The sequence below is a fragment of the Pseudomonas sp. B424 genome, from assembly GCF_055408345.1.
This window is the reverse complement of record NZ_JBUZTL010000006.1, coordinates 218,908-230,529: the sequence shown is the minus strand read 5'-3', so window position 1 is coordinate 230,529 and position 11,622 is coordinate 218,908. Positions and strand designations below refer to the sequence as shown.

The 11,622-nt window shown below is 48.2% G+C and carries 10 protein-coding genes and 1 pseudogene; 8 read left to right on the top strand and 3 right to left on the bottom strand.

Annotation, left to right across the window (positions count from 1 at the left end; translation table 11 throughout):
- Positions 1-170: 170 nt before the first annotated feature.
- From ACZRMS_RS10390 to ACZRMS_RS10355, 8 genes and pseudogenes are all read left to right on the top strand, one after another.
- Entirely contained in the window at positions 171-1,112 is a 942-nt protein-coding gene (locus ACZRMS_RS10390; RefSeq protein ID WP_463995270.1) for an O-antigen ligase family protein, read from the top strand.
- The gene (locus tag ACZRMS_RS10385; RefSeq protein ID WP_463995269.1) at positions 1,081-2,085 is read left to right on the top strand and encodes a glycosyltransferase family 2 protein; all 1,005 of its coding nucleotides are present in this window, start codon (positions 1,081-1,083) and stop codon (positions 2,083-2,085) included. The genes ACZRMS_RS10390 and ACZRMS_RS10385 overlap by 32 nt, the downstream gene beginning before the upstream one ends.
- Positions 2,086-2,627: 542 nt before the next feature.
- Positions 2,628-2,933 (top strand): hypothetical protein, encoded by a 306-nt coding sequence (locus ACZRMS_RS10380; RefSeq protein ID WP_463995268.1) that lies wholly within the window; start codon positions 2,628-2,630, stop codon positions 2,931-2,933.
- An 85-nt stretch (positions 2,934-3,018) separates the two neighbouring features.
- Positions 3,019-4,131: a polysaccharide biosynthesis/export family protein gene (locus ACZRMS_RS10375; protein ID WP_463995279.1), complete on the top strand. Its 1,113-nt coding sequence runs from the start codon at positions 3,019-3,021 to the stop codon at positions 4,129-4,131.
- A 13-nt stretch (positions 4,132-4,144) separates the two neighbouring features.
- Positions 4,145-4,804, top strand: a complete 660-nt coding sequence (locus ACZRMS_RS10370) for a YjbF family lipoprotein (RefSeq protein ID WP_463995267.1) — start codon at positions 4,145-4,147, stop codon at positions 4,802-4,804.
- 14 nt (positions 4,805-4,818) lie between these two features.
- Positions 4,819-5,583 (top strand): capsule biosynthesis GfcC family protein, encoded by a 765-nt coding sequence (locus tag ACZRMS_RS10365; RefSeq protein ID WP_463995278.1) that lies wholly within the window; start codon positions 4,819-4,821, stop codon positions 5,581-5,583.
- Positions 5,580-6,527, top strand: a pseudogene (locus ACZRMS_RS10360) (YjbH domain-containing protein); the annotation flags it as partial. The gene ACZRMS_RS10365 and the pseudogene ACZRMS_RS10360, both read left to right, overlap by 4 nt.
- A 30-nt stretch (positions 6,528-6,557) precedes the next feature.
- The gene (locus ACZRMS_RS10355; RefSeq protein WP_463995277.1) at positions 6,558-7,079 is read left to right on the top strand and encodes a tyrosine-type recombinase/integrase; all 522 of its coding nucleotides are present in this window, start codon (positions 6,558-6,560) and stop codon (positions 7,077-7,079) included.
- A gap of 179 nt (positions 7,080-7,258) precedes the next feature.
- Here the strand turns inward: ACZRMS_RS10355 and ACZRMS_RS10350 are convergent, their stop codons facing one another.
- The 3 genes from ACZRMS_RS10350 to ACZRMS_RS10340 all read right to left on the bottom strand — a co-directional run bounded on the left by ACZRMS_RS10350 (position 7,259) and on the right by ACZRMS_RS10340 (position 11,614).
- Positions 7,259-9,328 (bottom strand): P-loop ATPase, Sll1717 family, encoded by a 2,070-nt coding sequence (locus ACZRMS_RS10350; RefSeq protein WP_463995266.1) that lies wholly within the window; start codon positions 9,326-9,328, stop codon positions 7,259-7,261.
- 838 nt (positions 9,329-10,166) lie between these two features.
- Positions 10,167-10,433, bottom strand: coding sequence for a hypothetical protein (locus ACZRMS_RS10345; protein WP_463995265.1), 267 nt, complete (start codon positions 10,431-10,433; stop codon positions 10,167-10,169).
- A 398-nt stretch (positions 10,434-10,831) separates the two neighbouring features.
- The gene (locus tag ACZRMS_RS10340; protein ID WP_463995264.1) at positions 10,832-11,614 is read right to left on the bottom strand and encodes a carbon-nitrogen hydrolase family protein; all 783 of its coding nucleotides are present in this window, start codon (positions 11,612-11,614) and stop codon (positions 10,832-10,834) included.
- Between the last annotated feature and the right edge of the window lie 8 nt (positions 11,615-11,622).

Below are 11,622 nucleotides of genomic sequence, written 5' to 3'. Positions count from 1 at the left end.
CGAAGTCATGGGAGAGGTGATGCAGGAAGCCTTGGCTATGCGGCATGATGCTCCGGCTTCAATTCAATAACCGTGTTGCACTCAGCTCCTGCAACCGCCTATTCTATTTACTATTCATACTTACCTGCATAATCTCCCTTACTCAAGATCGCGACACTGGATCATTGTATGTGTTAGCGCAGTATGTTTTTATACTTTCGTTTTTCTTTATAACATCTTCAACAAGTATTGAGTGCGCCGGAATTAAGCCAATCTATACATTTTTCGTCATTGCCTGCCTCATTGTGCTAGCAACTAAAACAGGTCATTACGACCAAGACGGAAACTACTCATTCATTTACGACAATCCTAATGCCTTTTCCACAGTTTCGTCGATATTGCTTGTCCCATTTTATTTTATGGTCCCTCGAGGTACACAGAAAAAAATAATTATCGGCCTGGCACTATTGGTCATTGTCTTTTCCAAAGGGCGCTCGGCACTGCTCGGGGCACTTCTTGGAATTCTTTTTGCTACTTATATCTCCAAGCACCGCAAAACGAGAAAATACTCATTCACTCTATTAACTGCTTTATTATTCATAATATCTGCATTTATTTATTTGACCGTAAATTTCTACCAATCTCCACTGGGACTACTACTTAATGAAATGATGTTTAGCAATACAGGTAAAAATCTATTCTCCGGCAGAGAGAAACTTTGGGAGCAATTGTTTTTCGCCATCAATCAGAGTCCTTTTCTAGGCCATGGACTTTCGAGCCATGCTAGCCAATATGCAGATGTTACCTACTCGGCGCACAACCAGTTTATTCAAACTACGTTGCAGTCGGGTATTTTTAGCACTATTTTCCTATTGCTTGCATTAATTTCTCTGGCATTATTTTTCTCGAAAAAAATCGAGAGCACGACCGATACTTTCCTCAAGAAAAAATACTCCACTGGCTTGGCTTTGGTTGTCATGGTCATATTCCAGAACAACTTCGAAATCTATTTATTACAAAACAACATGGAGCTCAGCCTCCTATTTTGGACACTAATCGGAATATTAGCATCCCCTCCGAACCTTAAAAGGCAGCAATCCAATGCTCTACAGCATAATAATCCCAAGCTATAACGAAGAACACTATATAAAAAACTGCTTGGAGTCGCTACTCAATTGCAAAACACCTCCCGACGATTATGAGATTATTGTCATCGACGGCGGAAGTACCGATACAACTCGAGAAATAGTTAACGCACACATAGCAAAAGCCTCACACATAAAACTTGTTGATAACCCAAAAACAAAGCAAGTTTACGCATTAAACATAGGTATTCAAGCAGCTCGCGGCTTGTATATTATCCGCTGCGATGCTCACTCAGAGTACCCAGAAGACTATGCAGAAACACTTGTAGAGTATTTAAGAAACTCTAACTCTCCCCTCTTGAATGTAGGCACAACCTACATAACAACAAACAAAAACTCTGGCATATTCGCTAGCAGCATCAAAACAGCTATGTCTAATCCCTTTGGAGTTGGAGTTTCACACAGAAGCATTGAAATTACGAAACCCACAGAGGTTGACACAGTTCTTTTTGGTGCTTGGCACAAGTCTACTTTTGAAAAAGTCGGTGACTTTGATATAAACTTTATTCGCGGCCAAGATTACGAGCACAATATACGAATTAAAAAAGCAGGTGGTACAGTAGTACAGATACCCGCTACACCTTTCCAATACAACACAAGAGATAGCCTAAATAAATTTTCGAGAATGATCTTTCAATATGCATATTGCAAACCAATAATATTGAAAAAACACGGAACACTCCCCCCGATCAGAGCAGTCATTCCGTCAGCTTTCTTGATAAATCTACCTCTTTCAATAGTAAGCACTACTTCACTCTACCTTTCTGGCACCTACTTTTTAATATCGGCCATTGTTTCCATGAACTGCGTATTAAAAAAAGAAGTAAAGCTTTACGAGCACCCACTCCTGATGCTGACATTTCTTACCGGCCACATAAGCCATGGTGCTGGAACCATCAAAGGAATGTTCAATTCATACATAACAAAAAAAACCAACACCAGTTTCGAACATACTAGATAAACCATTGTATAGCACCCAACTCAAAACAAACAATTTGCAGAAAACTATCAGTATCTCAACCCATGATTACCTGCACCGCTGACTGAAGCCAATAACTCGACTGAAGGGTAATTTTTAGTGAACCGATCCATTACACTATGTATGGATAGCTTAGCGACCCGCTTTAGACCAAAACTCTACAAGGCATGAACTTGTTAAGCTCCTAGACTCGACAGGTATCAACTCGACTACGTATTTATCTAACGCTGTCGTCATATCGATTAAAAGCCTTACTATTCAACACCGCTCTGTTGACCGACCAAGCTTGGAAAAATCTCAGCGGTGAAGGGCATTGCTCGAACCAAAACAATCGGAACGTTATAAAACGTCAGCCACTCAAACCGCTCTACGCGGGTATTCTTGCATTGCTATTCTGAAATATAATGGCTGTAACGAAACCACTTGAGTAAAGCGCTGTCGTATCAAGCATACGAGCTATGCAGTATTAAATACACGCTCAAGCAATAGAGCCAATACAGACTATTTATCAAAAGGATTTCCTCATGAACAAATTTCTCGTTTCCGCACTGACCTTGGCCCTGAGCGCATCTGCTTTCGCAGCAGAGCCTGCTGCTAACGCCGCCCCAGTTGAAGCTTCTGCTGCTGGCACCACCAGCGGCGCTGCTTTGGGTGAAGAAACCGGCGTATTGGGCGGCGTTAGCACAACAACAGCCGTTGGTTTGGGTGTTGCTGCAGCTGCAGGCATTGCTGCTGCTGCATCGGGCGGTGGTGGTGGCGGTGGTAGTAATGGCGGTACTACAGGCACCACGGGCACTACCGGCACTACCGGCACTACCGGCACCAACTAAGTAGCTGCCAGGTCGAAGGACTAAACCACCTGGAATATTCCAGGCATTTGATTTTGATGTGTTTCCTTTACAAGTGTCCTCAATGATGATTCGTAGTTTGTCGCTCGCGGTACTTGCAGGGCTCGCCCTGCAAGGTTGTATGTTTGCGCCCGGTCAATACCTGGATACCAGTGACATTGGTAAAGAGGGCTCGCCTGAGAGCAGTCGGGTCGAGCTGATCCCTATCACCCCCAAGCTGATTGCGCAAAACGCGGCGACACACGTCTCAAGCTCGGTGCCAGCAGCTTTGCTGGCATTCAAGCCTGAGGCCTACCGGATCGGCGCCAACGATGTGTTGTATATCACCGTTTGGGACCACCCCGAGTTGACGGCACCTTCAGGCCCGCAACAGCAAATTGATTCCAACGGGCGCCTGGTACGCCCCGATGGCACCATCTTTTACCCTTACATTGGCCAAGTCGATGCAGAGGGCAAAACCATCGAAGAGCTGCGCTCGACTATCGCTGAACGCCTTAAGCAGTATGTCGATAGTCCTCAGGTGGATTTGAACGTTCTACGCTTTGCCAGCCAGAAGGCAATTATTGCCGGCGCAGTGGCCAAAGCCGGACCAATGCCCATTACTACTTCCCCACTAAGTGTGGTCGAAGCACTCGGCGCAGCAGGTATTGAGCCGGTGAATGCCGATCTATCTGGGCTCACACTGACCCGCGATGGTCATGAGTATGTACTGGATCTGGATACCCTCAACACTAGCAACTCGCAGTTGCATAACGTTTTTTTGAAAGACGGCGACCAGTTGTACCTGCCTTACAATGACCGCAAAAAAATCTATGTGATGGGTGAAGTGCTAGCACCTCAAGCTATCCGGTTTAAAACCAAGCATATGAACCTGGCCGATGTTGTCGGTTCGGTTGGCGGTTTGAATCAAACCACCTCCAACGGCAATGCGCTGTATGTGATCCGTGGCGCCGACAATCTCGAGACGCAACCAGCCAAGGTTTTCCAGCTGGATGCAGAGTCGCCTGTAGCCTTTGCAGTTGCCAGCCAGTTTGAGCTGAAGCCTCAGGATATTGTGTACGTGGGCCCTGCCCAGGTCACGCGCTGGAACCGCCTGATCAGTCAGTTGCTGCCATCGGCCACCATTCTGGGCACCGGTGCTGCTGCAGGTAACAACCTCAGTGAAGCCAACAGCCGATAAGGTTTGAGCCGTTTTGAAAACTCTTCGTAACCGCTCATGCCTGGTGGCGTGCCTGCTGCTGTGTGGCTGCAGCCCGCTGATGCAAGGCTCTATCGACACCTTCAAGGCCTCGGTGCTCAGCGCCGAGCCGCTGCACGTCACAGCAGACGATGTTGCGGCGGTGCCGTACGCGCAAATTTTGGTCACCACCCCTTCCAGTGAGGGGGTGATGGCCAAGGTGCGTCAGCAAGGCGATCTGCAGTTCTGGGTCGCCTCGGGCAAGCAAGTACTGTTGATGCGCGACGGTCTGGTAGTGCGTTCGGTTGGGCTGGAGCCCAGCCTGGATGGCACTCGCTTTGATGGCGAGTCGCCCTTCAAGCGTGGCCTGCAGCACATTGCCGATGGTGAAACCAGCACACGCTGGATCGATATATATAAAGGTGAGCAGGTCGGCCTGGCGGTGAACAGCCGCTTTCGCCGCAAGGGCCTGGAGACCGTGACTATTCTCGGCCAGCCCCACGCACTGCAGCGCATCGATGAAGCCTTCGAGATCCCGGCCCTGGGGTTTAGCGCCACAAATCGTTTCTGGGTGCGGCCCGACGATGGCCTGGTGCTGCAGAGCCAACAATATCTGACCCCGGAGCTTGCGTTGAAAATTGTGCACCTGCGCCCAGACTGGGAGACCGCCCGGTGAGCCACTTTAAAAAGCTGAGTGCATGCCTGCTGCTGAGCTGCTCGATATTCAGCCTGAGTACAGAAATCCAGGCGGCAGTTACGGTAAGCGGTGATGTGGGTAAACCTGGCAATCTGGCGTACACCCCCGGCATGCGACTGCAGGATGTGATCAACCAGGCCCAGCCAAACCCCGAAGGCTACTGGCTGGCTGGCGCATGGCTACACACGCCCCTGCTGGAGCAGCAAACTCGACTCAAGGTCGGAGTACTGTTTGATTTGAAGATGCTGCAGCGGGGTGCTCTGCTCAATAACAACGAAGCTCTTGCTGCTTTGGCAGGCCGCTTGTATGACGAGGTCAACCGCCTGCCCGTTACCGGGCGCAAAGTCGCCGTACTTGACCCCGTTGCAATGGAAGTGGGCTTTGCCCGCAACTATGTGCTGGCCGATGGCGATCGACTGATCTACCCGGCGCGCACCAACAACGTAAAGGTCGTGGGTGCCGTAGAGCATCCGTGCACCCTGCCCTTTCAGGCCCAGCAAGAAGCCCGCGACTACCTCGACAGCTGCCCGCGGCTGGCCGAAGCCGAGGCTGATTTTCTGTGGCTGATCCACCCCGACGGGCGCTATCAGAATGTGCCGATTGCCGCCTGGAATCGCCAGGACGGTGTACATGCGGTGGCTGGCAGCACAATTTTGGTGCCGGTGCGCAACGACAATGTTGATTTACCCACACCCGATTTGAATGAGCAACTGGCCCAGTTTCTCGCTACTCAACCGTTGGCCGAGGTTGCCCCTTGAAGTTACGTTTTGCTGCTGTTGTATTACTGCCCTGCAGCCTGGCCCATGCCGAGCCGCGCTATACCCAGAATGATTTCGGTGGCGTCGGTTTGCTGCAAACCCCGACGGCACGTATGGCCCCTGCTGGTGAGTTGAGCTTCAACGCCAACCGCACCGAGCCTTATTCTCGTTACAGCCTTTCGTTGCAACCCCTTGACTGGCTTGAAGGGACGTTTCGTTATACCGCTATTACCAACCGGATGTACGGGTCTGAAGCGTTGAGTGGCAACCAGAGCTATAAAGATAAGGCGGTGGATGCAAAAGCCCGACTTTGGCAAGAAAGCCACTGGTTACCTGAAGTTGCGCTAGGGTTTAGAGATATTGGTGGTACCGGTCTGTTTTCCAGTGAGTATTTCGTTGCTAACAAGCGCTATAAAGACTTTGACTTTAGCGCGGGTATTGCATGGGGCTATATTGGTAATCGCGGCGATCTGGACAACCCATTGGGTTATCTCGATGACCGCTTTGACACACGGCCTTCTCATACGAGCGTTGGTGACGTAAATACCAGCACATACTTTCGGGGCTCCCCTGCACTGTTTGGTGGTATTACGTATCAAACACCTTGGGCCCCCTTGAGCTTGAAAGTCGAATATGACGGTAACGATTACAAGCATGAGCCGCAAAACAATAATCAGGTGCAGGACTCACCGATCAACATCGGTGCCGTTTACAAACTGAATGACAATATTGATTTGACCGCAGGCTGGGAACGTGGAAATACCGCATTGTTCGGTATCACCCTGCATACAAACTTCGTTAGCCGTAAAGCACCGGTCAAGACCTACGATCCGCCTGCCGCAACGCTACCTGCCCAAACACCAACCACACCACTGGATTGGGGAATGACTGAAAAGGCCAACCCCTGCGCCGGCGTGCGTCGCAACAAAGAAACACCGAGAGACTTTTACGCTGACTCTGCGGTTTGGGATGCGGTGTTTGCGCAGGCAGCGCAAGAACTGAAAGACGCCATGCAGCTGGCTTACCTGACAGGTCAGCGGCCAGCGGATGTGCTGAAGATTTCAGTCAACGATTTGAGTGATGATTTTTTGATGGTGGGGCAAGGTAAAACACAGAAACGGCTGCGAATATCGCTTCACTATGAAGGCATGACAACAAAGCTGAGCTTATATATTGATGAACTACTGGAGCGTAGAGCTTGCAATGGTATCCGCAACTCTCGACTGATCACCAACGCCAGCGGTTTGCGAATGAGCTCGCAGATGTTACGTAACCGATGGGATGAGGCGCGTGCAAAAGCAGTACAGCAGTGTATCGCTGTAGATGACCAGGAGTTGGCCAAAACGATTCGACAGTTTCAGTTTAGGGATATACGGCCAAAAGCGGCTAGTGAAATTGGACTCGATCACGCCAGTCGGTTGCTTGGGCATTCGAAAGAAGAAATCACGAGGAAAGTTTATCGGAGGATCGGGGAGATGGTTAGACCGACTAAATAGGCAGGTTTACGAATCACCCCCAGTCACTTTTTTAAAATCAAAACCTAGAAATGTATAGCCCCTAGCTACCACCTTAAACCTAAACCATTCAATCTCACCAACTAACATAACGAAATTGCATTTTCACCCCGCACTTCAGCAACCAAATAAACTAGCTACTGAAGCACAGCGCAAAACCATTACCTGCACTTATTTGCAACATAACTTCTAATATATAGATCAATTAACTTGCTAAGCTGCTTATTCGCCTCATCGTGCTTTTGCGGACTTCGCATCTTAGACAAATGACGCTCAAGAAATTTTACAGAAAGCTTAACAATCAGCTTATTATGCTGATCGTAAATTTCTTTCATCCACTGCAACTCCTTATGCTTCTCCAAGTTGTCCGTATGATCCCGACTAACTATAAATGCCAGCTGACCATACTCTTTGTACAGATAACCATTTACCTGCCTGTAATCAGCGGCCGTTAATTCCTTATAGTTTTTGATTTCAAAAATAACCTGCCTTGCTTTATAGTCATTCAAAATCCTTGACCAAACCGGGGTATCAGATAAATTTGTAGCTACAATATCACGCTGCTGGAGCCCATTCTTATTAGGATGCAACTCAACATTAGCTAAATTTGTCGCAAAAAGAATTTTAACGGCTTTCAACACCCACGCTTCAAAATCTACAGCGCCAGATGGACCCTCCGGTATACCACTTAGGTCATTTAGCAAAGCGCCTATTCTTTGTTTCCTTTGCTCCTCAGACACAGAGCTCACTTCAATATCATATTCATCATGAATATTTTCAGCAGCCTCTAAGCTCATGCTCGATTCGTGAACGCTAAGGGCTAGCCAATAACATGGATGTAAAAGCAATCGAGATCCACTTAAGAATTCTTTATCAGGTTCTTTACCGTCATGGCAAAACACATAAGAAGACGACTGAACGTTAAACAAGCCAATAAACCCAATACTATACAGTCGCTGAATAACCTGAACAGGCCCTTCAAGTAGAAGAATATCCTGTTGCTTGATCTTGTCTTTCATTAGTGAGCCTTCAAGGGCTGCACTTATTATCTTAGAGGCTTCTGACACTGTACAATCAGGTGATCGGCCGGAAAACAGAGACGTAAACAAATCCAAAGCAGGGAAAACATTTTCATATTCTTTGTGCAAATCATTCAGTCGGTTTTGCGATATAGTATTAGCTGTAGCCTCTATATCAGACATCAATATCTTATCTCGAGAGTGCATTGATGCACGCAAAAACGCATCATTTAAAAGCACTAATATATCTCTAGGCCTATAGAGAGTTAATTTAAGCGCCTCTCTAAACCCCGTTGCCGACTGGAGCTCATTCGCTGTATATGCATTCCACACACGGGCATTATTTTCAACTTTCGAATTAAACGCAGCCCTAATCCTATTGCAAACCAAATTAAACAGATTATATTCATCCCAATGCAACCTAAGAACCTGCCCCTCAATATTACGAGTAAAATCAGGATCCATCTTGGAGATAGCCCTATGGATATTATCGCGAATAAATGCAAACGCAATCAACCTATCACCAAAAACCTGCTTTATATCTATAACCGCCTGCACAAAGCCGTCAACTATAGCAACACCAATATCATCTGGCGTGTATCCCTCATCAAGACGATCCGCAAAAATAACAAACTGATATTTAGAATCCTCTAACGCATCACTAATTGCAGCCTCTAAAGCATCCAGCTCAAACGCATCGGATAGGTCGGCAATACGAGTTGCTGGGGATACGTCTTTATTTTCACTTAATATCTTTAAGAGCTTCTTGCGAATTTTGCCACTTATATTCTGCTTACTCCCGCCCCACTCCTCAAAATGCTTTTCCACGCCATATTTCGAAAGGTTAACTTTCAATTTATAGTGATTTGATATCTCTGTCAAAACCTCCATATATAACGCATAACGCCAGGCCAACTTGCTCCCTGCTTTTATATGAAGAAAATTCTCACCAAACAATGCAACAACATCACGAAGCCCGATTATCTGCTCTTCAATAGGAGTTACAATAACTGTGTGCGTTCTGGGTTTGCTGTGCCAATGCTTAGAAAGCATATACACCAAAGCACTTTTACCTGTTCCCCGCCTCCCCACCACTACGCATCTATCTGAAGATTCTAATAGAGATTTATAATCCGTAGTTTGCCAAAAACATAAATCCAGCATTTTAAAATCATGTTCTGCTCGTATATCACCTAGAACCTTCCCTTTCATTTGAACCTTCCAAAGCTAAATTATTATTAAGTCTTGGGTCAAACAGAAGCAATTGAGCTAAAGAACAGCGATTTCAGTATGCCATCACAAAACGAATAATATCTATCTTCACCGCAATTTTTTACGCATAAGCTGAAGGTATTGTTCAGAAATTTTTCCGGACGAGGACCCAACCATATCAACGCAGTCAAAAGCTTAGGTAAAGAGAAATGAAATTTACAAGCCTGTCAGTGAGCAAACCTAGAAGGAGGGAAGGAATCGTGTGCCGCCACTAAAACGCCGCAGAACATGTCTCATGGCCGGCAAGTCGAGAGCAGGTAAACACAATTTTTCACCCACATGCGGAACACCTGCCAAAAATGCGGAACACATCCCCCCTTTTTCGCAGGCATAAAAAAACCCCGTAGACCAAGGTCTACGGGGCTTTCGAATGTGGAGGCCGAAGCCGGAATCGAACCGGCGTGGGCGGATTTGCAATCCGATTTCAGCTGGCTATTTTATTGAGGCTATCCCCCAAGACGCCTATAAATAAAGGGTTTCGCCTAATACTCATGCATGGCCATTTATGCCTGTTTGGGACATTAGGTGTCCCAAAATTGTCCCACGGGTTTATGCCCCCTCCCCCGGCGTCCTGCCGAACGATCACCCCCTCAGCGCAAACGAAGACAACCGCGAAGAAATCTGGAGATTGACAGGGTTCGTCATGGCAATGCTTACCACAATATCGGCAGTCAGTTTCATGTTCAGCTTTCCGGCCCCGATCCAGTATTAGCAGCACATACTGACCAATGTGGTCCCCAGCATAAAGCGGGGGGCCACATCGCAAGACCGACCGTTATTAATGGACTGTTTCCTCACGCAACGTCAAAACCCCAAGCAAGTCGCAGCCCTCCTGCAAGAGCAGCGACGACGCTTCACAAATACAGCTCAGATCATGGGGATGGCTACTGTTGCCGCCCATAAGCGACAAGCATTGCAGCAGATTTTTTGCAGCTCTGATGCGTTGATCGGCACAGATCAGTAAGGCAGGAGTCGAAGCATGGGTATCAATCAACAAAACGTTAAAACCATCGGGGTTATCGGTTTGTGGCAAATAGTGCGACATAGGTATCTCCTAGATGAGGTTTTACCGTCTTGCCTGCTTGCACACAGACAAAAAGGTGGCGGCTGCACGCGGGTGTGCAAGACCGGTCTAGGAACCCGGCAGATCCGAAAATCTCCCGCGTGCAACCGCCAAAACGCGGACCGAAGGTGCTGATCCTACTAGGCGAAATGACAAGTTGAAATCCTAATTACAGGCTTGCACACCTAATCGCTGATGAAGTCAGCGATGGTTGGGAATGTATGCAGCATCCTTGGGGCATGACAATAGCGGCTCGATATATTCGGATTTATCCCATTCAAACGAGCGAACCGTCTGACTTTTTCAATCCTGCACAGCAATGCGTAAAAACTTGATGTGCTCTTGAGAAAGGTAGTTCGCCGTTGCGCCGAGCTTCTCGTTCAAAGTGTCGGCACGACTGAATGCGGTCCAATGAAGCATTCCACTATCTGCCCCTGCCACACGCCTTGGCGGCGACGCGCGATTACCAGGCAGTCACCAGTACCGGCTGCGCTCACCACCAGATTCCCACCTGGAGACCAGAACGCGCTGCGCCCTGCGCAGGCCCAGCCTCCAGAGGGGCCGCCATGATTGGCCATCAATATTCCCATTGGATGCTCTTTGGCATAACCCTGAAGCAACCCACTGTCGCGTGCGTAGCCGTTTTCGCTGACGAGCACGCTGGTCGCATACACACCTGCACCTTTAAGGGCGGCGGTATTCGCGTGGCTTGGGTAGGTAAAGTCGGCGCAGATGGACAGCGCAACGTGTTCAGATCGAATGTCCAACAACGCACCACCATAACCTGGGCTGAACACAGCCTCTTCTCCTGAGTGAAGATGCTGCTTGGTATAGGTTGTCTGCGAACCGTCTGCGGCAAAAACCAATGCTGCAATCATGATGGCGTCGCTACCAGGTTGGCGCAGCGGCAGCCCAACGACGGTTGTCATCGCCGACTGCCTGGCCAACTCACGCAACGGTTTCAAGACTTCCGCGTCAGGTGTTTGCGCAAGCTCACGAGCGAGAGACGGCTCATAGCCAGTCAGGGATAACTCCGGAAACAACAGAAAGTCAGCACCTTGCCTGGCGGCGATCTCCATAAACTGGAGATGGCGAGCAATGTTGGTGCTGAGGTCGCCTGCTACTGAGCAATATTGGGCAGCGCAAATATCGAGATTTGTCATCCAACTGC

Bases quoted from the DNA above. Each gene is read 5' to 3' on its own strand.
- ACZRMS_RS10385 (WP_463995269.1), top strand. From the start codon at position 1,081: ATGCTCTACAGCATAATAATCCCAAGCTATAACGAAGAACACTATATA.
- ACZRMS_RS10380 (WP_463995268.1), top strand. From the start codon at position 2,628: ATGAACAAATTTCTCGTTTCCGCACTGACCTTGGCCCTGAGCGCATCT.
- ACZRMS_RS10375 (WP_463995279.1), top strand. From the start codon at position 3,019: ATGATTCGTAGTTTGTCGCTCGCGGTACTTGCAGGGCTCGCCCTGCAA.
- ACZRMS_RS10350 (WP_463995266.1), bottom strand. From the start codon at position 9,328: ATGAAAGGGAAGGTTCTAGGTGATATACGAGCAGAACATGATTTTAAA.
- ACZRMS_RS10345 (WP_463995265.1), bottom strand. From the start codon at position 10,433: ATGTCGCACTATTTGCCACAAACCGATAACCCCGATGGTTTTAACGTT.
- ACZRMS_RS10340 (WP_463995264.1), bottom strand. From the start codon at position 11,614: ATGACAAATCTCGATATTTGCGCTGCCCAATATTGCTCAGTAGCAGGC.